The sequence below is a fragment of the Bacillus sp. ISL-39 genome (assembly GCF_018613295.1).
In the GTDB taxonomy this organism is placed as follows: Bacteria; Bacillota; Bacilli; order Bacillales; family Cytobacillaceae; genus Mesobacillus.
Map to the genome: position 1 here is coordinate 1 of NZ_JAGGQM010000034.1, position 23,283 is coordinate 23,283.

Consider the following 23,283-nt stretch of genomic DNA (forward strand, 5'->3'; position numbering starts at 1 on the left):
ACAAAACCAGGAAGATTTCTATCAAAGTTGTCCGAAGTAGCCCTGGCTTCGGACAAAACCAGGAAGATTTCTATCAAAGTTGTCCGAAGTAGCCCCAGGTTCGGACAAAACCAGGAAGATTTCTATCAAAGTTGTCCGAAGTAGCCCTGGCTTCGGACAAAATCAGGAAGATTTCCTTTAAAGTTGTCCGAAGTAGCCCTGGCTTCGGACAAAATCAGGAAGATTTCCTTTAAAGTTGTCCGAAGTAGCCCCATGTTCGGACAAAACCAGAAAGATTTCTATCAAAGTTGTCCGAAGTAGCCCCAGGTTCGGCCAATAACATAAAGAATTTCATCAAAGTTGTTCAGAGCCGCCCTCACATCAAGAGCTTTAAGATCATTTAAGTAACTTCTCAGGATTTTTCACCTTAATTGAAACCACTTCTCCACAAACTAAACAAACTGTATAAACCCTTTCGGATCCAATACTCATTTTTCTATCGACTGGCCGGAGATTGATATAATCCATTGCCTGGACGAAAGAGTTTCCGCCGCAGCTACTACATTTCATTTCCTTATTACTCATTAAATGTATCCCCTTTCTATATATTTCCTAATACGATTCAAATGTACAGAGGTTTCACTTTTTAACGAGAAATGGCATTCTTTTACATTTAAGAAGGATATTCGCTGTCTTTGTTGAATTAGTCTTCTATTGATTGTAAAGGAGATTTCATCTATGGATCTAAAAGAACATATTAAACATTTAGAGGAAAAATTATTAACGTCAGAAGTCCGTTCATCAAAAACGGAGCTGAAAAGGTTATTGGCCGATGAGTTCTTTGAGTTTGGCAGTTCTGGGAGAGTATTGCATAAAGATGAAAATTTTAAGGACGGCGGAATTGGTATGATCAAAGCTACAATAAGTAATTTCGATATTCATACTTTATCCGAAAATATTGTTCTGGCAACATACCGAACTTTTAATGAACAGACGAAACAGCATGCGTTACGGAGTTCTATTTGGAAACTAAATGAGGGTATTTGGAAAATGGTTTTCCATCAAGGAACGAAAACGGACCCATCATTTTAAAGCTTTGCGAAGAAAGATTAAACAATATATTGAGCAAAAAAGCAATCTGTGTAATAATAAAATGGAAATATTTTACTAACGAGGAGTAAGTGGGAATGGATGATTTAACAAAGAACTAAAGAGAATTACCAAAAAGTATCCGGCTCTTACTACTATATTCTTAACACTTTGGATTTGGTATGCTTCCTATCATCTGGGAGTCAATATGGGAGAGTTCTTCGCCAATATTAGGAATTGAGCATAAAAAGCCGAGCCGCCGGCATGTGAGATCGGGTATATATAGTATGGCACAACTGTCCTTAAGAGTTGAGGTGAAAGCGAGTGAAAAAATACATAGGTTTATTGATTTTAGTTTTGTTGATCCTTAACGCTTGTTCTAATAGTGATGAACCATACTGGGGATTAAGTGCTACTTTTACCAAGGATGGTAAGCACCTGTCCGGAACAGAGGATCAGTTTGGCATGACTAAAATGAACGGAGAAACCGATGAGCCTGAGTTTCCAGCAGGAAAAGGGAGACATTACAAGCTATATTTTCTGGACAATAGCAAAGATTTAACTGGTAAAAAGTATAAGATGATCGGAACACATAAAGATTCGGGTAAAAGTAGGGAACTTTACCAGCAGGAGATTATGAGTATGCAAAGCGAAGCAAAGTTTGGGTTTGACGAAAAAGGTCTTTGGAAGATTGATATATTTATTGATGATGAGGAATATAGCAGTTTCGTAGTAGAGGCAAGATAGTGATCTGGGCAGTAAAATTAAGCAAGTGCCAATCAAGGTGATTGCAAAATGGTTATTGATTGTAAATATTGAGGTATTCTTTTGGGTGAATTACTATACGGCAACGAGGAAATTTATATCATTGTTTATTGCTTTATTTTATTGTGGATCAATCTCGACTACATAAAGGATTATAGAAAGATAAAGACCGGTCTTGACGAAATATCTTCTGTCGAAGAGCTGGAAGTGAATCCAGAAGGCTTGTCTATGATTCTCATTGATTTAGTATTTAATTTTTTCAGAAGATGGTTATTGTATATCCTGGCGGTGTTAATCACTGGAGAAATATTCGTAATAGTCATCTCCGTCATTTTATTTGCAATAAGTTTATATGATGTCTTATTTAATTACAGTCTGGCAAGGTTGAAAAAATCAAACCTTAAGTTTTATCTTGCAGGCCTGGATACGACCTATGTTTCGATTTTTGTTTTTTATCTGTTTCTCTCTTAAATTCTTGTGATAAATCATCCCCCAGATTTATCCGTCATTGAAAGGAGTATTGATGTAGATGAATTGTCCAATTTAAATTTCCCTGCTGTTAAAATAAACGTTCAATTTTAAACGGGGGATAAGATATGAATTGGAATAAGAATTTCACATTATTGTTGACGGGTCAGTCTCTCGCCAATATGGGCGATGTACTATATATGGTAAGCGTGATCAGCACGATTTTTGTCTTAACGGAATCAGCAACGGCAGCGTCTTTTGTTCCATTTACGATCACATCCGCCATGTTCGTATCAAGCCTCTTGACACCGCTTTTGATCGGAAAAGTTAATTTGAATTGGTTAATGGCTGGAACTCAAATCGGGAAAACTTTTTTGCTTGTCTTACTTGGGGTAATTCTAATTGGATTATCAGCATCCGATTTTTACTGGATTTACGTATTGATTGGATTGATAGCCTTCCTGGATGGCTGTGCAAACCCAATCAGCCAGACATTGATTCCTCACTATGTAAAACCTGAGGACTTAGTGCAGGCAAACGGAATTACAGAAACGGTTGCGCAAATACTTCAGGCATTGATGTGGTTTATAGGCAGTTTGTTTTTGCTTGTGTTGAATCCACCGCAGCTAGTCTGGTTAGTTGGAGTCTTATTTGCTATCTCAAGCAGCCTCCTTTGCTTTTTGGAATCTGTCAACCTTACGACGAAAGAGTCGAAGGGGAAACTTGAGCAAATCAAAGAAGGATGGCGAACCTTAGCAGACACGAAAGTTCTGCGGAAAATTGGCTGGATCAATTTATACGAAACACTCGCTAGCACGGTATGGATTGCGGCCATATTATTGGTATTTGTCAGTGATGCTCTGCATACTGCCGAGAAATGGTGGGGTTTTATCAACGGTGCATTCTTTGCAGGCTTGATCCTGGGAAGCATCTATTGTATTAAATACTTCTCATTTATTGAGCGGAAATTAAGTGCTTTTATTTTCGCAGGTTCATTTGCAGGTTTCCTGGCAACGATCTTGTTCAGTCTAAACAGTGTGCCATCTATTGCCTTGGTTCTATCCTTTATAGTAGGAATTTCTGTACAGCTAAAAAGCATTCCTCAACAAACGGTCATCCAAACAAGTGTGCCGAAAGAACGGTTGGCAACAGTCTATACCTCTTTAGGGGCTATCGGAACAGGAGTGTTCGGGATAGGGTCACTTGTTATGGGCTTCCTTGCAGATTTGCTGGGGGTTAGATTCGTATTCATTATTTCAGGTTTATTGCTTATGGTGGTAAGCGTCATTGTTAATAAGAACAACCAGTTGTTTGTTAGAAATTTAATGGAACCATAAGGAAAAGGGAGGGTTTTGCTATTATTGCAAGATCCTTCTTTTTTAAAAAGCTCTGTTAGTATTCATTGTTGATATTTCAACGAAGCATTAAGAGTGAAATATAAAGGGGATAGTGGATTTGGAGATGAATGTAACCTTAAACAAAGATGCATTTAAAGATCTCACCTTAAATACAGAAAAAGTAAGAAGAGATATGAATGCATCAGGTTCTGCATTGGTTATTATGAAAGATAATAAAATAGTACATGAGTGGTATTCTGGAAGGCACCATTATGAGCAAGGTGCAATACAGATAAATAGCAATTCAAGATTCAATGTATATTCGGTTAGAGTTATTTATATTGGATTTGCCATTGCATTAGCTATATATGAAGGCTTATTAAACCTGGATGATAAATTAAGTGACTATTTAGATGATGAATATAATAAAGACACCCTTGGAGAGGCAACAATTAGACATTTGTTAACAAGATGTACTGGTCTAAAATTTGAAAATAGAACAGTTTACCGTGTCTTTGATCTGGGAACTAATATTGAGGGAAAGAGACCAGAAATATTAGCGAAGATCTTATACAAAGCTACTGGCAGGACAGTAAATGAAGTCCTATCAAACAGAGTGTTTAAGCCCTTGAATTGGACAAACACTGGATGGGTTACTGAAGGGAATAAAAATTTAGTCTGTGATATAGATACGTTAAAGAATTATCCTACATTAAGAATTGGCTCAAATATAGGTGATGAAAGAAATCTTTATGTAAGTGCCAAAGAATTAGCATTTTGGGGAAATTTACATTTAAACAAAGGGATATTTGAAAATAGGTCAATACTTCCACAAGAAATATTTGAACTAACTACTACGGTGCAAAGCCCTAATTCCTTACCCCATCAACTTCCGAAATTCGGGTTTCTATGGTGGGTTAAAGATGGTGAAGTATCTGTTGGTTACAATGAATTAGGTTCAGAATTACCAGCAGGTTCCTACCAAATACTTGGGGCATCTGGATGTTCCTGTACTGTCATTCCCGAATATAATGCAGTGGCCGTTAGAATGTATAATAGTTTAAATGCATACGAGAAATTAGGGTTTGATTATATAAAAGATATTCAAATGTTTGACAACCTGGTTATTTCGAATCTAAAAAACTTATAGAGTGGTAGCTATTGTAGTAACGGGGACGTTAAACAAAACAAACGATTAGGCTGTCATTATATGGCAGCCTTATTTAATAGTATAATCAACATTAAACGCTAACACAGCTTTTTAAAAAAGCTAGTTAAATTAAGTTTGAAATAGGAGGTTTGACATGCAGCAGGGTAAAATCGAGACTCTTGAAAAGAAATCTCGGGATTTTAATCCCTTTACACATTTTCATTCGCGGATTCAGGAGATGGAGAACAAGTCCGGTTATGGGAATGAAGTTGCCAGGAAGTGGACTGAGATTGTGAATGAAACTCTGACCAGTGAAACTTACCCAGTCATTCATCCAATCGGACAGGAGACATTTTCCTTGTATGCAGAGTTCCCAACAGGAGTGTTTGAATATGCTTTAGACATTGATGGGGCCACGGCTCTAATAAAAGATAAAGGGATTAGACCAGTAAAGTTTTCACCAATCAATATTATTAATTCAGTTGATCCTGGAAATATAAATCAAGATCCAAATCAAATAAAAACCAATCATAAAAATCCTGTCATGGTCCTTCAAAGTCAGTATCTAACGGATAATAAGGCTTATTGTATTAATGGGAATCACAGGATATACGAAGCCTATCGTAATAATGATCCGCTGATAGAAGTCTTTGTATTTAAAGAGTTTGAGTTTGCACCGTTCTTTTATGACCTTTTAAGCAAAGGGCTCTACTTTTTTGAAATAGATTACGTGAATGTTATGGCGGACCAGAGTGAAAAAGGCCCATTTGCCCACGAGTTTTATAGAAGTATATAGCCCGACTGTCTAGATAAAAAAAGTGTTCCAATGAAGGTTATTGGAACATGAAATTACAATCCAGTTATGAACACAACAAAAGGCATTGCACTTGCAATGCCTTTTGTTGTGTTCAATTAATCAATCAAATTCCATAGTTCCTTTTGATCTCGACTGGTATTCGGCGTATTTTAACAGTAAGAAGCTTATGGCAAAGAAAGCAATGCCTAACAGGATTTCTTCACCTAAAAGGACTGCCACATTTGAATAGTTTCCATCGTTCAATATGTCCTTTGAAAGTTGGACGCCTCTTGTCAAAGGTGTGAACTGCCCGAGGAGCTGCAGCCATTCTGGCATCCGGGAATAAGGATAATTAGCACCACTTAATAAAAGTAAAAGACTTGCCAGTAAGTTTGACCATAGGTGCATAGAAGGGGACCAGAGACAAAAGGTTCCAAGTATAAGGACAAGTCCAGCAGCAGAGAAGATCGAACAAAGCCAAATAATCAGCAGTACGAGACCTTCTTTTAAAGAAATCGTTAACTGAAAGAGGACGATTCCAAACAGCAGTCCGATAGCTGCGGTCACCAATCCATTTAGGACGTGCGCGATGGACCGTGATAGAAATAAGCTTACTTTATTGTAAGGTGTTGCCATGACAAGGGGAAGTGTCCCCATCCAGCGGTCGGAGGTGATTACAGACATAATACCAAACACTGCATTTAATACACAAAGCAGGAGAGCATTGGCTGCTACATAACCTAATAGATTTTCTCCCTTGTACACGTAGTTTACTAAAGTGGAAAAGAAAATTAGCTGGCTGAGAGGACTCAGCACCATTACGAATAAATATACCTTCGGATCCAGCCAGCCAAATAAAGCTTTATACGATAGAAAACCGTGACGTATAAATCGTTGAACAGCTTCCATTCTTTAATACACCCCCAATTTCCCGTGAAATCTAGCCTTTTTATCCATTAAACGATAGAAATACATCCCAATGAAAATGTATAGCGCTGTAAGAGAAACAAGGGCTGTAAAAGAAATCAGCACTGTTTGTGATGAAAGCGTTTCAGTCGTCACATCCCGTAAAAGTTGGATTGCCCAGGTAGGAGGCAAAACGTAAGAGATTCCTTGAACCCACGCTGGCAAATATGAAATCGGAAATAAAAAGCCGCATATTAGATAAATCGGGTACTCGATGAAATTCATCAACGCTTCCGCTTGCCTCGAAAGAGTAAAGGCGAGCGCAAGAAAGAAAGAGAAAACAGCCAGTGACAGCAGGACGAATAGTAATGCTGTTAAAAAGACCCACGGATGATAAAAGACAAGGTCTAATTGGAAGACAAATTTTAAATAAACAAAAGACAAAATCATTGAAAGAAGTCCCCATAATGTATTCGCTATGATTTTTCCTATCAGAGTGACCGCGAACGGAACTGGCGAGATAAAAATGATTTCGAGTGTTCCATAAAATCGTTCTCTGTTTACATCACTGGCCGATGAAAAAACGATTGAGGACCAGAGGGCCATGAATCCAGAGCCTAGCACCACATAATGGAACAAAGTTTCGGGTGAATCTTTCCCGTAAATAAAGATCGCTAATGTTGAATAAAAAAGCGGGGAAATCCAGATGATGAACTTAAACATTGGACGTGCAATCGATAGCTTCATATGGACAAGGATGGTGTGAAGAAGGGACGCAGCTAGATTCATGATGCATTCTCTCCAATCGTTCTTACATATACATCCTCAAGTGTTGGATTCGAAATCGTTAAATTGGTAATCACAGAATCTTTCATTGAATCATAAATAAATGGCACGACAAGCTGAGGTTCTGTTGTCTGGATCCGCAATGTCCAAGCAAAATCATCATGGTCAACTTGTATATGGTGAATACTTTTAAGATTCTTTATTAAATCAATTTGTGATGATAAAGCTCCCAGGAGCGAGCAGTCGATGATGGACAGGTTATCCACCTTTTTCTTCAGATTGGAGGGCGTATCGATGTCGATTATTTCCCCTTTATTAATGAAGGCAATGCGATCACATAATTCGTCTGCTTCATACATGTAATGAGTTGTCAGCAGAATCGTTGTACCTTGGTTATTTAGTTTTCGCAAATTCTCGCGAAGCTGCCTGGCGCTAACAGGATCAAGGCCGATAGAAGGCTCGTCAAGAAACAGAATCTCCGGATTGTTCACAAGCCCTCTAGCAATCTGTAATCGCTGCTTCATTCCTTTTGAGAAGGTCTCAACCTTTTGATGGGCAACATCATGAAGGCCAACGAGCTTCAGTAAATCTTCTATTCTACTTTTCTTGATAGATTGAGGAATTTTATAAAGGTCAGCAAAATACGATAGGTTGTCATAAGCCGATAGCCGCCAGTATAAGTTCCGTTCTCCTCCAAGTATAAAATTGATTTTTGGCCTCAAAAGTCGGTGATCTGCTGCCGGATCTAGCCCTAAGATGGACACATTACCAGAATGGGGGATCAGCATCGTAGACAATATTTTAATCATCGTTGTTTTACCAGCGCCATTAGGACCCAACAAGCCGAAGATTTCCCCTTTCTTCACTGCAAAAGAAACTCCTTTCAGTGCTTCTACCTTCTTCTTTTCTTTCTTGAAAACACCTACTTCCGTTGTGTAGGCTCGAGTAACATTTTTTACTTCAATTACATTTTGGTTCATGTCTTCGCCTCCGATGTAAGATGGTTATCTTATAAGATGATTATATTATGATGTTTGGTAAAGTCAACCATTTTTTGCATAAAAAAAGACTAATCCTTTATTGGGATTAGACTATTAATTCAGATTTATAAATTCTTGCAATTGTTTTAAAGTTGCTTCTGCATGTTCCCGGTTGTAAGAAAAATACTTAATCGTTCCTACTTTTTCTTCTTTCACAAAACCAGCTTTCTTTAAAAGTTCCAGATGGTGTGAGACGGTTGCCGTTGTAATTCCGAGGTACTCGGCAATTTTGGCACCGTATTCCTTATTCCGTGCAAGCATTCTTAAAATAAGGATTCGATTCCGGTCGGAAAGTGCTTTTAATTGCACTTCCAGTTCGGCACTTTTTTTCCGATAATCGACCAGTGGTGCATCAACTCCATAGATGATGATACATGTCTTGGAATCGAAAATCCTGATTCGGTTAGCGGCAAAGAAGTAGGATGGAATAAAGTAATACACTTGATATAAGCTTGTTCGCCTGAACGTTTTTCCCATTATGTATTGAGCTAACGCCAAAGGCTCCATGTCGATCGATTTCACTTTCTCGATGGAATTCTGGGCAGCATTGCTTATGTTTGCTAGTTCGTCTTTGAATGTGCGGGATTGAGAAGCATCTAACAAGAGAGATATAAAGCTTTTTCGAAAATTAGGCAGGTTGTTTAGAATTTCTTGCATCGTTGATTTTTTATCATCAGTTTCCCACCAGATCGTATCCTCGGCAGATTTAAGCTTCTTTGGATTTTTGATCAATTCTTTAATTTGCTTTTCAGGAAGAGACTCGCCAAAAAAGTGATACAAAAAATCAGGATCACTAAGAGTAGAGATCTTTTCAAGAAACAGTTCAACATCATGAAAATAAGGACAAGGCAGAAGGAAATTAAAAAGGAAGGTGAAACTCCAATCGGTTTTTGTTTCCCAAAAATCCAGGAATCCTGCAGAGTTTTTATCCAGTTCCTTGAGTAGTTGACCATATAAGCGGTCCTGTTCTTTTCTTGCATCAAGTAAAGATGAAGTAAAAGCAATATATTCCACAACAGTTGAGTGAAAATGCTCCACTACGACTTCATCAGCTTTTGAGCGGCTGTCCCACTCTAATGACATAACAACACCTCATTTCATACATGTTTATTATAAGGCAATCATCTAATAAAGGAAACATGAAAGGTTCGGAAACCTTGATTAAGGTTTGAATAGGCCTTATTAAGCAAGGCTAATCGGGTTTTTTTACCATAAATAAGCATTCGATACTCAGCTAATGTTAATTGGATTTCCATTTTTCGACATTCCAGAGGAGGATTAATGCTCTTTTTCTTGAATACTATGTATGTAGGAATGAGACGATTAGTTTATTTATAGGGAGAAGAGTATGGAGAAATTTTATATTGCCTCGAGTTTTCGAAATATTGATGCTGTGAACTTAGTGACGAAACAATTAGTAAATAAAGGCTATATGCATACATATGATTGGACGAAAAATGCCAAAGCAAGGGAAGAAAAGACGTTTACATTCCAAGATTTAAAAGAAATCGGGCAAAACGAGAAAGATGCCGTCATAGAATCTGATTTCATCGTAGTGTTACTCCCAGGCGGAAAAGGAACTCATATAGAATTAGGAATCGCGTTGGGCCTGGGAAAGAAAATCTTTCTTTACTCACCAGATGGAGCAATAAATCATTTTGAAACAACTAGCACATTTTATCATTTATCCGAAGTAGAAAAATGTTATGGGACACTGGATGAATTAGTAGAGAAAATCATCACTCAATTGCCTTTAAACCAACAGGTGTGTTAATTCATAATGGTTATAGCTGAAGGGCTGAAAAAGAAAGGAAGATGACCGAATTGACAAAAAACTTTCTTTAATTTTATTGGGGGTATTAGCCTTCGCTGCCTTATTTTCAACTTTTTTATTTTTCAAGACCATTTTTTCAAATCTAGTTCCAGAGTTTATGACAGCTGAAGCAATTCCTTTAGCCATTTTTTCAGGATTAACATGGGTTGCACTTGCTATAACTTTAAGGAGTCTAGAGAAGTAGTTTGCATGCGGTGGTAACATGGAATTTTTTTAGGGGTGATTAATATTGAAATTTATTGATGACTTAGCAGGCTCTATTTATGATATTTTTAAATTCATTATAAAGTCGCTTAGCTATTTTCTGGCAGGTATGATGATCGTAGCAATTCCAATGTACTTGATTGTTTGGGTATTTGGTTTTTTAAAATAGAAGCTGTTTCAGAATAGATTTTTCGATTACTTGTAAAAACAACTGACAACAAAAAGGGGTAGGTTAAGATCAAGAGTCCATTAAGTAAATTACTTTTGTTTGGTGCCTTGTTATCAGCGATTCTTTCTTTTATTCTTGGCACTAAACTCGCTTTACTGTCGGCGGGATTCCTTTTAGCTAATGCAGTATTGCTTCAATCTTTGAAAAAAAGAGAAGATGCAGGAAGGAGTTAAGTGCTTTGGAAAAAGTGAGAACGCACCCATTCATTACTTTTTCGTTAATCCCTAGCTCATTTACAATGACACTATATGCCTATCTATATTTTACTAATCAAGAAATAGAATAGTTTTTTCCTAATTGGATTGGCTCTTTATGGTTTTATAAGGAATCAAAAGATGGACACTAAGAATAGTGACGGTACGGGGGAGTTATGAATACTTACAAAACTGAAGATTTACCAAAAGATAAAATAATAGAGTTTTTTAAGTTGCATTGGGGATCTCCAGAAATGGTTATCTCAAGCGGCGTTTATGATTGCAGTACATTAGATGGTTTTGCCATCGTAAAAGAAAACAACATCATTGGCCTGATTACCTATGTCATTAAAGATTACGATTGCGAAATTATATCATTAGACAGTATTGAAGAGGGTAAGGGTATAGGAACATCGCTTGTTAAAGAAGTAGAAAACCTAGCTTTCGAGAAAAATTGTAAATTCATAAGACTTATAACAACAAATGATAATTTATTAGCATTAAAGTTTTATCAAAAACGAGGATTTGTCATTTCCAAAGTGATCAATAATGCAGTAGAGAAAGCTAGAAAGTTAAAACCAGAGATTCCTTTAATAGGTAATGATGGTATTCCGATAAGGGATGAGATTGAGTTAAAAAAATTATTGGACTAACGTTACGTTGACTGGAAGGGTTAACGCTCTTTCTGTTGAATTACTTTTGGACTAAGGTTGGTTCTTTTTGCTGAAAAAATTAGAGAGTAGTGAGAAAATGACTAAAAGCATCCCTTTTAGATTGATTGAACAAAAAGAAGGAACAGATAACTTAGTTATTGTTTTACCCGGAGCGGGTTACTCTACACATGCTCCATTGTTATACTACACAACAGGGTTATTTTACAATAAAGGCTTCGATGTATTACATATCAATTATTCATTTAGCAGGCAAGAGATTTCTTCTCTAAATGAAAGGGATTTGGCAAGAGATGTACAACTTGTAATCGACAACGCAACAAAGGACAAAAAGTACAGCAACTATTATATAGTAGCTAAATCGATTGGAACAAGAGTTTTAAGGTGTCTGATTGAGCAACCAGTGTTTAAAAATGCCAAATTAGTATGGTTGACTCCCTTGCTGCAAAATGATGACGTATTTAATGCATTGGTTAATAGTGATCATAAAGGACTTTGTATTTTTGGAGAAGAAGATAGTCCTTGCTTTATTGTGGAGCGATTTGAAAGGATGAAAAATAATCCAAATCTTATCTTAAAAGTTGTTGAGGGTGGAAATCACAATTTAGAGCTTGATGAAGATCCTATAAAGTCTATTGATATATTAAAAAGTGTCATTTCTGATATTAAGGAGTTTTAGACTAATCGGACCGTTGATCCAGTTAGGATTAACGATCTTTTTAATGTAGAAGTCTGTTTTTTAAAGGAACAGAGGTTGTTAAGGAGGAGCTTTATTGGAACAACTTAAAACGTTTTTGTTACCTATAATCGCACTTGGAGTTTTGTATATTGCTTTTATTTTAACTGTAAAACCATAGAACTTGTATAAAAGCCGTTGAATTCACTGAGTGAAGAAGAGGGTTATTGACTTCTTTTGCTTAGGGTGGATAATTGAATAAGAATTAATTGGTAGAAGGTGTTGAGCTATATGAATCGATGGAAATTCGAGAGTAAATCTAAGAAAAAGGTTAGAGGTCTAAGAAGAAGGAAAAGGGATTTAATGGATACCTTAAATGACTGAACAATTGCCTAACCCTAGTGATTATGGATTAGGTTATTGGCATTTACATTTACCTTTTGCACAAGAATATTTAGAGTCTGATAAACTTCCCATTAAATTTAGAAAAGAAATCATGCAAATATTGATTAATAGAGTCAGCCATTTGAAAAATTTAAAGACACCATTGCAGGAGCGATATAGAATTTATACTGTGATAAGTCTGCCAAACTTATTCGATTCCCAGATCGCAGTGATACCAGATAGAAGCTGGTTTAATGGATTTTTTGAAAGGGATACTTCAGAACAGAAGTGGCTGCCTTTGAACTTGCATAGAGACGTTATTAAAGAGTGGAAACTTAATCTGCCTCCTGGTTTAGAAGTGATGGGGTTTAAGGAGATAATTTCTGACGAGGATTATGACTATGAAGGAGAACTCTGGTTTATAGGTGAGATAAATTAAACATTTTAATTGATTTGCTAACAGCAAGGGGGAAAAATTCTGGATAAAACAAAGGTTATGGCTTACTTTAGTGCAGTAAGTGGTGAATTTCCATTGGAGGTAGTTACCGACGCACTTGGTATTGAGCCCACAGAAGCTTATAAAAAAGGAGATTTAATTGTAAGGCCAGCTATTGCTATTCATCCGGTATCTACCAAAAACAGATATAGAAAATATTCAGATTGGACTTTTTGTACTGGATACCAGGAATCATACGATATAAATAACCAGTTGAACATCATTCTAAAATCCCTCGAAGGGAAATCGGACCAATTAACATTCCTCAAACGGAAATATGGTTTAGAGTATCTTTTTATGGTAGTAATTCAGATTGAAAATAATGAATCACCCGCTATGTATTTAAAAAAAGAAATCATCGATTTTGCTAGTTTAATTCAAGCGGAGATTCATTTTGATTTATACATAGTTAGTTGATAACCGTTTTTGAATCGAGTACCTTATTGAACAAGCAGTTAATCAGCAAAAGGGATGGAAATATTAATTTATCGTCTTCTCGGAAGGAGAAAATATGATCATAACTCAACCATGGAATCAAGAAGATAATGAATACATTCGAAAGAAGGTAATTGAACATAACCTTTCTAAACTGCCTGATGATGTAAAACATCCAGTTAAGAAAATTAGCTTTATTCTTAGGAATGAAGGAGGAGAAATATTAGGTGGCATTACAGGAACAATTTTTTGGTTTAACCTACATATTGATTATCTATGGGTTGATGAATCAGTTAGGGGTAATGGATATGGGGTAGAGTTATTAAATCGTATAGAAGAAATAGCTAGAGAAAACAGGTGCAATCTAATTCAACTTGATACGTTCAGCTTTCAAGCCCCCAAATTCTATCAAAAAAACGGTTATGAGACAGTCGGTGTAATTGAAGAACATCCGAACAAAGGAAATCAGCAGTATTACTTAAAAAAGATATTAACTTATTGAAATATACAATAATCAAGTTTTTAAGGGGTAGTCTTTAATGTCTAATAAATTCAATATTTTTTATGGGGAACATCAGTCACAATTTGGTGTATTACGTTTGCCTGAAAGTTCAGATCCATGCCCAGTAATAGTCCTAATTCATGGGGGGTTTTGGCAATCGAAATATAACTTAGAAGAAAATACCCCAATCGCTGAAGATTTAACTCGACGGGGTTATGCAACTTGGAACATCGAATATAGAAGATTAGGTGAAGAACTAGAAGGATGGAAAAGCATTTTTAATGATGTTATTGCCGCTATAAATCATTTGTCAATTATTAAAGATTCGTATCATATTGACCTATCCAATGTAACTGTTATAGGTCATTCAGCGGGAGGCCACTTAGCCCTTTGGTTAGCTTCAAGGATTAACGCGTCGAAAACCGATAGTGTATTTCATGAACTTTCTATATCTATTCAAAAGGTATTAAGCTTGGCAGGAGTCACAGATTTACAACACATGTGGGAAATTCATGAGCAAAAGGGAATAAAAAGTCCTGTAGCTGCCCTTTTAGGTGGGGCACCACAGGAAGTTCCTAATCGCTATAAAATGTCTTCTCCAATAGAGTTATTACCATTTGAAGTCAATCAGGTTTTGATACATGGTGAGTTGGATCGTCATGTTCCTGTTGAATTAAGCAAGAATTATTACCAAAGTGCTTTAGAAAAAGGAGATAAGGTTAAGTTAGTTGTTCTGTCTGATATAGAACATTTTAAGATCATTGATCCATCTTCATCTGCTTGGGACATAGTTGTTGATTCAATCTGATTTAGTTTAAGAAGGATATTAGTAAATGAGAATTTTACGAGGGTATATATATGACTGTAATTAATGTTGTCGAAACTGAAAGGCTGATCCTTAGAGAACTTGGTGAAGATGATTTTGAAGATATATATGAATTTAAGTCCGATCCACAAGTTGTTAAATACTTAACTTGGGGGCCAAATAGTAGAGAGCAAACTCTCCATAGCCTTAGAAAGCAAATTGCTTTTCAAAACGAAGAAAACAGACAAATATATGTTTTAGCGGTTGTAATAAAAAGCACTAAAAAAGTTATCGGAAATGCTTTGTTTATGGTAAGAGATCAGGATTATAAAACAGTTGAAATCGGATATTTTCTTAACTCAAACTACTGGAAACAAGGCTATGGGATAGAAATTGTTAATGGCTTACTATTCTTAGGGTTTAATATTTTTGATGCACATAGGTTATATGCCGTCTGCGATGTGGAAAATGCGGGTTCAGTCAAGCTTTTAAGCAAATTAGGTTTCCGGCAAGAAGGGCATTTTATAAAACATTTAAAGGTAAAAGGACAATGGAGGGATAACTATTTATTCGCTATGTTAAGTGAAGAATACTTCAACCTAACCCGAAAATGAAGTGTCTAAATAAACTGGCTGCCAGATGGCAGTTTTTTTGTTTATAAGGGGCAGCGTTCCAGTAAGTAAACTTAATTTCATATTGATTTCAGGAGGATTAAGGGCATTTTTAAAAAATAATGCCGTAATGTTAACTATATGTATTGGTTATTTATGGTATTATTTACTTGGGTAGGCTCCGACATAGGAGGGGGAATTGAAGTGAAGAATAAGTTAAAAAAGTCTTCAACAGATAAGTCTATAAGTGGTGTTTGTGGAGGTATAGCTGAGTATTTTGGTATATCTTCTTTGGCGGTCAGACTAATATTTATTTTATTACCCGGCGCTAATATACTAATCTATTTAGTTCTTGTTAATACGATGGACGATAGTCCTCCCTCGTTATATTAAATGAATGGGTGTATTACTTGAAAAAATATTTGAAAGGGATTTTTCTTTGAAGAAATGGAAATTGCTTACGATACTTTTGACTAGCTTAATAATAGGTATATTACTTTATCACGATGCTCGAACTTTGAATCTTGATCCTTCTGATTTACCTGTCAATGATCAACTGGCGATTACAATCTCTCAACGTTACCTTGCTGGCTATTGGACACATCCAGTAAAGCTGCATTTAACACCTTACGAGAGTAAGAATGTGAAAGAAACAGCAGAAACTTATATTGTCGATATTATCGATGAAAGGGATACGCCACTTTGTAAGGGCTATCAGATAGTTGTTGAGAAGGATACCGGTAAAATTTTAGATAAAGAAGAGGCGGATTATTGCTATTAAAAGCAATAAAATTCCCAACAAATTGGAGCGATTATCCTGCAATAATTTGCGGCCCTTAAATATTAATTCCAAGCGAATCATTGGTAGACAGTTATGATAGAAATTCTTCTGAGGTGCTATAGGTGTGAGATTCATCGTAAGGAAGTTAGCAGTTTTAACACTGATTCTATTTATATCGTGCATTTTTGTTATCTCTACTGTTTTCTTTGACGGAAAAATGATACATACATATGAGGAGTTGGAAGAGAGTTTTCCAATGGCTATAGGATTTCCTATAGAATTTGGAGAACTAACATGGGTGAAAATTGACCCGCGCTTGCCCTATTTTTACGGAATAAGTTGTTGTGGGTCAACATGGCATCTCGATAAATTTCTACTGTCGGTGTTAACAGTGTTTCTCTTTTTATCGTTAATATCTTTAGTTTCCTATTTTGTAATAGTAAATGTTAAAAGAAAAAATTCCTTGGAGTAATGCCTGTTACCAGGATGCCTCTAGATAAGAAGATGAATTTATATTTTAATTACTCTATTAGAAGGGGGCGGTGGTAACTACAATGCTAAAGCCTATAATTCAAAACTGGAAAATGTACTGTAAGAACGAAAACTTTGCAGGGATAGGTTCGACACGGAAAGTATATAGAGTTGCAGATTATGTAATAAAAGTACATTTGCACCCTCTTGGATATAAACAATCGCAAAACGAATTAGAAATTTATACTTCAATGGTGGATAAAGGTTTAGATCCGTTACTCGCTCCGACATATTTCGTTGATGAATTTATATCTGTCCAACAATACTTCAGACCTTTAGAACTAAAGGATAATCAAACCTATGAGATAAAGGTACAAGAACATCAACATTTAATTCCCAATTTATACGAAGAAGTTTTGGCCATTTTAGATCAATATTTCGACTGTTTTGATTTAAAAGATAGTAGCAACTATGGATTGAACGAAGAATGTAAATTGGTCTTTACGGATTACGGAATGACCAAGAGCTTATATGAAAAGGAGTGGGTTCCTTTAGCAGAAGAGGGTATTCTTCCTCAAATACACTATGACTTTTGCAATGAATGTGGAATTGAAAAAGAGCTAAGGATGTACGGGAAAAATGACAAAGATAAACGCTGTTATGAATGCGGCAAGGAATAAGGTGAATATTAGGGTAGGTATTTGAAAAATCGACTTAAATATTGAGTAAGGTGATCCGAGAAGGATTAAACGCAATTTTTAGTAGGTAACTCCTCCGTGGTTGAAAAGGTCAGTAAAGAGCAAAAAAAGACAGGCAAGGTATGGTCAATCTTATTATACTAGACCCTAAGATTGCTCAGAAACTAGTTAATTGGGGGATTGCTATGAAATTTAAGGAAGTTATAAAAAATTCATTTGTTCTAGTAGGTTATAGTGCTGCTGGTAAGTGGGATGGTGAAATGGTTTATCCGATTCCGCAATTATGGGAGATGGCAAACAAATTCATCGATAGCAATATAAATGAAATAGTGGGGGTTTGTTTACCTCCAAGAAGTGACCATTACTTTTATACTTGTGGGATTGAAATCGAATCTGTTAATTTCTACAAAATAGAAAAGGGAATGACCTTACATACCTTTCCGGAACAAAAATATCTTGTATTTACACATGTAGGTCCAGCCAAGAAAATTCCAAACACGTATTGGAATTTATGGAGAGTCTTTGATGAGGAAGGGTATACAATAAAAGAGGGTATGCCTGAAATTGAAATTGTGAAAGTTAATATGATTGGAAAAGAAAAAAGCGAAGAATATGAGATGGAAATATGGGTTCCTGCTCAATGAAACTTGGAATAAATCCAATTAGTTGATGTGAATAAATAGTAAGTTGTAGTGTGCGCTGATCTTGGGAGGATTAGCGCACTTTTAGTTTAGTTGCTAATGAAACCTTAATGGATAAATATGTTAATATAGAGTTAATAAGAGAATCAGCGCAATGGGAAAGAATTGCTAAACATAGTTGTGATTAATTGAGGTGTTTCAGTGGAGAGTAAATTTATAAGAGGGACTTTCTTTTTGACGGCAGCCAGCCTGATATCCAAGATTCTGGGCTTTATTTATATTATCCCATTCACGGCTCTCGTAGGAACTCAAGGATATGTTTTATATAAATATGCCTATGGGCCGTACACGATCCTTTTAAGTATTTCAACAATTGGTCTTCCACTTGCCGTTTCTAAAATCGTTTCGAAATATAATGAATTAGGTAACTATAGAGTGGGTTTGACTCTATTAAGATATGGAATGTATTTAATGGTCATAAGTGGTATTATCTCATTTGCTGCTTTGTATTTATCGGCACCATTCTTAGCAAGTGTACTAATCGGGACTAATGATCAAACAGGTAATTCTGCAGAGGATGTTCAGTATGTAATTCGTCTCGTCAGTTTTGCTTTGTTAATTATTCCAGCAATGAGTATTTTCAGGGGATATTTCCAAGGAAGCCAATCAATGGGTCCTTCGGCATTAAGTACAGTGGTAGAGCAGGTAGTCAGGATTGTCTTTATCTTGGCAGGCGCATATATTACCATCCACATATTTAACCGTTCCGTTACCAATGCTGTAGGGATTGCCACCTTTGCCGCCTTTATCGGTGGGGTAGCAGGATTTTTAGTTTTATTATTCATTTTTTATAAACGAAGAGAATTAATAAAGAAACAAAGAGATATCAGTCCAAATAACAAAGACCTAAAAGTGATCTCAATGTTAAGGGAATTGATTGGATATGCAATTCCATTTGTCATTACAGGACTGGCAATCCCCATCTATCAAAATATTGATACCTTTACCATTAATAAATTGTTTCAGTCTATAGGATACAAGTTAAATGAAGCGGAAACTATTAATTCAGTTATTGGATTAGCGCAAATTCTCGTGATGATACCTGTGTCATTGGCTACAGCATTCGGCATGTCTTTGATACCGGGTATAACCTCAGATTTTATTGGAGAAAGAATACTAGAAGTGCGGAATAAGATTTCTGAAACCATCCAAATAATTGTGTTCTTTACTCTTCCAGCTGCTATGGGCCTATGTATTCTCGGCAATCCAATTTATATCATGATTTTTGGGGTTGAAAACAGTCCTGAGCTAGGCGGGAATCTTTTGCAATGGTACTCTTTAGCCGCAGTATTTTTTGCTATGTTTACAGTAACAGCTGCTATTATGCAAGGAATAAATGAACAAAAGAAATTAATCATAGGAATCCTTTTGGGAGTTTTTTTGAAGATCGTTTTAAACTATATACTCGTACCATATTTTAAGGAAGCAGGCCCGATTTTAGCGACTTACTTTGGCTTTATGATCTCTATTCTATTCAACATTTTCATCATTAAGAAAGCAATTCAATTGAAGTTATCACCTTTACTTAAAACCTTAAAGGGAATTTTCTTATTAGTTTTGACGATGTCAATGGCTGTCTGGTGTGTAAAGCTTTTTTCAGAACTATGGTTGCCAAAAGGTTTGAGTATATATTCTCGTGCTGCAGTAACTTCAATCATCTCCATTTCTACGGGGGTATTCGTTTATTTAGGTATAGGCTACAAGCTAAATTTAGTAAAGAGATTTTCACTGAGAAGTAAGAATAAATAGTAATGCAAATAGCCAGTTAAAATTCTATATAGCTATCATCCAAGTCTTGGACAATAGCAATAAAGATTAGGAGATTTATTAATGACAATGAATGAAAAATCATATCTTACAATAGAAGAGCTTATTTCATTACCAACCTTATCAGGCATAAACATAAGTGAAGATGGCAAAAACGTCGCCTTTGTCAAAAATACAGCTGACTGGGAAGGTAATAAATATAGGAATCACATATGGATATATGAAAAAAGTCAGGGGAAATGTTACGCATTAACAACCAACGGTTTAGAGGGTACATCGCCATTATGGTCACCAGACTCTAGACATATTGCATACCTTAGTTCAGTCGGTGATGGGTATGAGAAGAAAGATCAAATCTTTGTTGAGTCATTAGATGGCTTAGGAGGAGTTCAAATAACTGATGATAAAGAAGGAGTAAGTAGATTCAAATGGGATCCTGCTGGCAAGGGTTTTTATTATGTTGCGCAGTCAAACGAATCCGAGGAAGTCAAGAAACGCACGGAGATATATGGAGACTTCCAACATGTAGGCAAGGAATACCAGAACCATTGTTTATATTACATTGAAATAAAAAATACATATGAGGGTCCAGAAGATTCTAGTTATGCTGGTAAGGTTAATGTAAAAACCGTTCCGCATCAACTGACTGACGGCAAGGATTTTCATATCTATGAATTTGATATTTCTAACGATGGACAAAAGGTTGTGTTTATGGCTGCACCAAGCCCGTCTGGTGAAGATGAGCAGAATTTAGACCTATATATACTAGATATGAAAACTGGCGGGCTGCAAAAGATGAATGTTGATAAACTATTGGGTACGAGTGTTTGCATTTCTCCTGAAGGCAACAAAATATGCTACTCAGCAAGCATAAGGGAGAAAAGTTATTATAAGACGCACATAGGAGACAGTACACTATACATACATGATATTAATAGCGGAGAGGTCATTCAGCCTTTAAAAGATTTTGATAGTACGGTTATTCCATTACGGTGGACAGCTAAAGGGATTTTAATTAAGTGCCAGAATAAAACTAATTATCTTATTGGGTTATTATCTGAGAATGGCACTGTGGAAATGTTAAGCGAAAAAGCTGATGGTTTTATATTGGAAGCATCCATAACAAAGGATGGAAATCATCTATCCTATAGCAAGGCTGCAGCAAATGAAACCTTTGAAATCTATTTAGATGAAAAAAAGATAACGAATGAAAATAGCTTTTTCAAAGGAAAGCTTAAAAGTAACAGGGAAATCATCTCATGGAAAAGCAGTGATGATCTTGTAATAGAAGGGGTTTTATCTACGCCGGCAGACTTCGATCCTAATAAAAAATATCCTTTATTGGTACTTATCCATGGCGGTCCAAATTGGGCATCTTTCCCGATCCATTCAGGCTGCTTCAATGAAAAATATCCTGTTGAGCAATTTATTGAAAAGGGCTTTATCGTTTTAGAACCAAACTATAAAGGAAGTTCAGGATATGGGAGTGAATTTTTAAAAGCAAACTATAGAAATCTGGGAATTGGTGACTACCAGGATGTCATATCCGGGGTAGACAGACTTGTTGACATGGGTATTGCAGATAAGGACCGAGCAGGGGTAATGGGGTGGAGCCAAGGTGGATATATATCAGCCTTCTGTTCTACATATAGTGATAGATTTAGGGCAGTTTCAGTCGGTGGAGGAATTACAAATTGGAGTAACCATTATGTAAATACAGACACACCTAATGTTATTAAGATGTACCTAGGAAATAACCCATGGAATGATCCAGAGATATATAGGAAAACTTCACCAATGACATATATTAAATCAGCCCGCACTCCCACTTTAATCCAGCATGGCGAAATGGATGCGAGAGTTCCAAACTCAAATGCAAATGAGCTATATCAAGGACTAAGGGATATGGATGTGGATACAGAATTAATCATATTTAAAGGTATGGCATATAGTTCTGACCAGCCAGGAATGAATGTGGCTATTATGAAGCAAAATTTGATATGGTTTTCGCACTATATCCTTGGAGAGAGCATCGAAAACTTAAGGTTCTTGGATTAAATATCAAGTGGGCCATAAGTTGAATTAATTCCTGAGATTATTAGTGAACTTTTATAGTGGTTCGTATTTTAATATTTCTTATTCAGTTTTCGATTGAGCACAAGAAACAAAGAAATAACAATCTTATTAACATAACTATTCTTACTTCTTATATATGGACAAAAGTTTTTTTGTAATCTTTTTTGTTTTTTATTCCTGCTAGGTTTGCCGTACTTTTTAATTTATGAAAAATTTTACTTAAACCCGGTTGTAATTGAAAATTGAGCTTAAAGTATAGGGGGGCTTATGAAATTCTTTAACGAAGAGAGTGATTTTTTTGGATTAACAAAACTAAAAGAGAGATTTTACAGTAGTGATCATGATGGCCTTTCAGAAGCAGATAGGGAATATATAAATCGTATTAAAGGTCAAAACCCTTTTGGTATTATATCGATGTTTATAGGTGGGGTTTCTTTTGCCTTTGGACCGATTTATGTTGCTTTTCCCATTATAACCATCATCTTTTGTTTCTTAACTTGTGGAACATTTGATCGAGAAAAAGAAGATAATCCATGGACTTTCATTATAGGTTTTTGTTTAGCTTTAATAGGCTTATTTATGTATTTAAGAGGCGTAGTCCATGAGCTAATAGTATAAAAACTGGCTAAGTGCGTAAATCCCGTAGAGATTACTGCTTCGTGGAGCTTGTTATTGTTCATAAGGGGGCATAACAAGAAAGGTTGTCCGTTAAAAAGATGGGGGGTGAAAATTTTGAGGAGATATTTGTATGGTTCTTTGTTATTAATACTCATTGCCGTCATTTCTTTTAATCTTTATAAATATCGCGTGCAAAATTTAGCTGATTTAGTAGATATAAACCGTGTTGAGAAAATATATATTGTGCTTGGGAATACAAGGCCCGAGGGCCAGTTTGAACTTTCAAAAGCAGACGATGAAACAATGAAGAAACTCGCAGACTTTCTTAGTCAATATCGGGTAAGGCTTACGACTAATGGAGGTTATAGTTCAGATCATCCGAGTGAAAAGTTTGAACTATACCTCGGATATAAAGATGGAGATTTAGGTTGGTATATCTTTGAACGGGATATTGTTGCAGGGGGAGGAATTCATAAGGTATTGAATCCTCCTCTGGATTATAAAGTGATAGAAAAACTTGAACAAGAGATTAATGCTAAGTAATTTCTAAATTCTCCAGTAATGCTTAAATGTCCAAACCCTTGGCAAATATGGGTTTGGACATTTTTTAATTATCCCTTTTTGCTTGGAAAAGGATTAACGCTATTTTTGTTTTATTCCATATTCAGGTAAAAATGCAAGATCATAAGAACCGTAATTCCAAATAAAGTATTTTTTAGTTGTAAGATTAAAGAAGGGAAGAGTAATGTGTGGTACATAAGATTCTTAAACTACTTAATTATTACTGTAGAATTACAGTTCTTTAACAATTCGC

28 protein-coding genes are annotated in these 23,283 nt (G+C 35.9%); 23 read left to right on the top strand and 5 right to left on the bottom strand.

Annotated features, from left to right (window positions below; genetic code table 11):
- Positions 1–375: 375 nt before the first annotated feature.
- A complete protein-coding gene (locus tag J7E37_RS20855; protein WP_215026831.1) occupies positions 376–564 on the bottom strand; it encodes a hypothetical protein in 189 nt (62 codons plus the stop codon).
- A 153-nt stretch (positions 565–717) separates the two neighbouring features.
- Here J7E37_RS20855 and J7E37_RS20860 point away from each other — a divergent pair, with 153 nt between their 5' ends.
- The 6 genes from J7E37_RS20860 to J7E37_RS20885 all read left to right on the top strand — a co-directional run bounded on the left by J7E37_RS20860 (position 718) and on the right by J7E37_RS20885 (position 5,584).
- Positions 718–1,071, top strand: coding sequence for a nuclear transport factor 2 family protein (locus J7E37_RS20860; protein ID WP_215026834.1), 354 nt, complete (start codon positions 718–720; stop codon positions 1,069–1,071).
- A gap of 321 nt (positions 1,072–1,392) precedes the next feature.
- Positions 1,393–1,815, top strand: a complete 423-nt coding sequence (locus tag J7E37_RS20865; RefSeq protein WP_214783140.1) for a hypothetical protein — start codon at positions 1,393–1,395, stop codon at positions 1,813–1,815.
- Between the two features lie 81 nt (positions 1,816–1,896).
- A complete protein-coding gene (locus J7E37_RS20870) occupies positions 1,897–2,304 on the top strand; it encodes a hypothetical protein (RefSeq protein ID WP_215026837.1) in 408 nt (135 codons plus the stop codon).
- A 125-nt stretch (positions 2,305–2,429) separates the two neighbouring features.
- Positions 2,430–3,638, top strand: a complete 1,209-nt coding sequence (locus J7E37_RS20875) for an MFS transporter (protein ID WP_215026841.1) — start codon at positions 2,430–2,432, stop codon at positions 3,636–3,638.
- A 124-nt stretch (positions 3,639–3,762) separates the two neighbouring features.
- Complete coding sequence (locus J7E37_RS20880) at positions 3,763–4,788, top strand: serine hydrolase domain-containing protein (RefSeq protein WP_215027150.1); 1,026 nt, start codon at positions 3,763–3,765, stop codon at positions 4,786–4,788.
- Positions 4,789–4,942: 154 nt separating this feature from the next.
- Positions 4,943–5,584, top strand: coding sequence for a hypothetical protein (locus J7E37_RS20885; RefSeq protein ID WP_215026844.1), 642 nt, complete (start codon positions 4,943–4,945; stop codon positions 5,582–5,584).
- Between the two features lie 120 nt (positions 5,585–5,704).
- On the opposite strand, the gene J7E37_RS20890 is transcribed toward J7E37_RS20885, so the two are convergent.
- From J7E37_RS20890 to J7E37_RS20905, 4 genes are all read right to left on the bottom strand, one after another.
- Positions 5,705–6,493 (bottom strand): ABC transporter permease, encoded by a 789-nt coding sequence (locus J7E37_RS20890; protein ID WP_215026847.1) that lies wholly within the window; start codon positions 6,491–6,493, stop codon positions 5,705–5,707.
- Positions 6,494–6,496: 3 nt separating this feature from the next.
- Positions 6,497–7,279 (bottom strand): ABC transporter permease, encoded by a 783-nt coding sequence (locus tag J7E37_RS20895; RefSeq protein ID WP_215026850.1) that lies wholly within the window; start codon positions 7,277–7,279, stop codon positions 6,497–6,499.
- Positions 7,276–8,256: an ABC transporter ATP-binding protein gene (locus tag J7E37_RS20900; RefSeq protein WP_215026853.1), complete on the bottom strand. Its 981-nt coding sequence runs from the start codon at positions 8,254–8,256 to the stop codon at positions 7,276–7,278. Before J7E37_RS20900 ends, J7E37_RS20895 begins: the two co-directional genes overlap by 4 nt.
- 114 nt (positions 8,257–8,370) lie before the next feature.
- Entirely contained in the window at positions 8,371–9,399 is a 1,029-nt protein-coding gene (locus J7E37_RS20905) for an ArsR/SmtB family transcription factor (protein ID WP_215026857.1), read from the bottom strand.
- Between the two features lie 265 nt (positions 9,400–9,664).
- On the opposite strand from J7E37_RS20905, the gene J7E37_RS20910 reads away from it, so the two are divergent.
- The 17 genes from J7E37_RS20910 (at position 9,665) to J7E37_RS20990 (ending at position 23,012) form a co-directional block, all read left to right on the top strand.
- The gene (locus tag J7E37_RS20910) at positions 9,665–10,090 is read left to right on the top strand and encodes a nucleoside 2-deoxyribosyltransferase (protein WP_214783165.1); all 426 of its coding nucleotides are present in this window, start codon (positions 9,665–9,667) and stop codon (positions 10,088–10,090) included.
- Between the two features lie 289 nt (positions 10,091–10,379).
- Entirely contained in the window at positions 10,380–10,523 is a 144-nt protein-coding gene (locus tag J7E37_RS20915; RefSeq protein ID WP_214783168.1) for a hypothetical protein, read from the top strand.
- A gap of 430 nt (positions 10,524–10,953) precedes the next feature.
- On the top strand, positions 10,954–11,430 hold the full coding sequence (locus J7E37_RS20920) for a GNAT family N-acetyltransferase (protein ID WP_214783171.1): 477 nt from the start codon (positions 10,954–10,956) through the stop codon (positions 11,428–11,430).
- Between the two features lie 67 nt (positions 11,431–11,497).
- Positions 11,498–12,127, top strand: coding sequence for an alpha/beta hydrolase (locus J7E37_RS20925; RefSeq protein ID WP_251009804.1), 630 nt, complete (start codon positions 11,498–11,500; stop codon positions 12,125–12,127).
- Positions 12,128–12,500: 373 nt separating this feature from the next.
- Entirely contained in the window at positions 12,501–12,947 is a 447-nt protein-coding gene (locus J7E37_RS20930; protein WP_215026860.1) for a DUF3916 domain-containing protein, read from the top strand.
- A gap of 57 nt (positions 12,948–13,004) precedes the next feature.
- A complete protein-coding gene (locus J7E37_RS20935; RefSeq protein WP_215026863.1) occupies positions 13,005–13,421 on the top strand; it encodes a DUF4279 domain-containing protein in 417 nt (138 codons plus the stop codon).
- Between the two features lie 94 nt (positions 13,422–13,515).
- Complete coding sequence (locus tag J7E37_RS20940) at positions 13,516–13,941, top strand: GNAT family N-acetyltransferase (protein WP_215026866.1); 426 nt, start codon at positions 13,516–13,518, stop codon at positions 13,939–13,941.
- 37 nt (positions 13,942–13,978) lie between these two features.
- Positions 13,979–14,749 carry an alpha/beta hydrolase family protein gene (locus J7E37_RS20945; RefSeq protein WP_215026869.1) on the top strand — a complete coding sequence of 257 codons (771 nt, stop codon included), beginning with the start codon at positions 13,979–13,981 and terminating at the stop codon, positions 14,747–14,749.
- A 50-nt stretch (positions 14,750–14,799) separates the two neighbouring features.
- A complete protein-coding gene (locus J7E37_RS20950) occupies positions 14,800–15,360 on the top strand; it encodes a GNAT family N-acetyltransferase (RefSeq protein ID WP_215026872.1) in 561 nt (186 codons plus the stop codon).
- Positions 15,361–15,561: 201 nt separating this feature from the next.
- Positions 15,562–15,750, top strand: a complete 189-nt coding sequence (locus J7E37_RS20955) for a PspC domain-containing protein (RefSeq protein WP_215026875.1) — start codon at positions 15,562–15,564, stop codon at positions 15,748–15,750.
- A 46-nt stretch (positions 15,751–15,796) separates the two neighbouring features.
- Positions 15,797–16,138, top strand: a complete 342-nt coding sequence (locus tag J7E37_RS20960) for a hypothetical protein (RefSeq protein WP_215026878.1) — start codon at positions 15,797–15,799, stop codon at positions 16,136–16,138.
- Between the two features lie 554 nt (positions 16,139–16,692).
- On the top strand, positions 16,693–17,289 hold the full coding sequence (locus tag J7E37_RS20965; RefSeq protein WP_215026881.1) for a protein kinase: 597 nt from the start codon (positions 16,693–16,695) through the stop codon (positions 17,287–17,289).
- A gap of 203 nt (positions 17,290–17,492) precedes the next feature.
- Positions 17,493–17,951 carry a GyrI-like domain-containing protein gene (locus J7E37_RS20970; protein ID WP_215026884.1) on the top strand — a complete coding sequence of 153 codons (459 nt, stop codon included), beginning with the start codon at positions 17,493–17,495 and terminating at the stop codon, positions 17,949–17,951.
- Between the two features lie 198 nt (positions 17,952–18,149).
- On the top strand, positions 18,150–19,757 hold the full coding sequence (locus tag J7E37_RS20975) for a putative polysaccharide biosynthesis protein (protein ID WP_215026887.1): 1,608 nt from the start codon (positions 18,150–18,152) through the stop codon (positions 19,755–19,757).
- An 81-nt stretch (positions 19,758–19,838) separates the two neighbouring features.
- Positions 19,839–21,833, top strand: a complete 1,995-nt coding sequence (locus J7E37_RS20980) for a S9 family peptidase (RefSeq protein ID WP_215026889.1) — start codon at positions 19,839–19,841, stop codon at positions 21,831–21,833.
- A gap of 285 nt (positions 21,834–22,118) precedes the next feature.
- Positions 22,119–22,469 (top strand): cell division protein FtsK, encoded by a 351-nt coding sequence (locus J7E37_RS20985; RefSeq protein WP_215026892.1) that lies wholly within the window; start codon positions 22,119–22,121, stop codon positions 22,467–22,469.
- 114 nt (positions 22,470–22,583) lie between these two features.
- Positions 22,584–23,012: a hypothetical protein gene (locus J7E37_RS20990; protein ID WP_215026894.1), complete on the top strand. Its 429-nt coding sequence runs from the start codon at positions 22,584–22,586 to the stop codon at positions 23,010–23,012.
- The last annotated feature ends 271 nt before the right edge of the window (positions 23,013–23,283 follow it).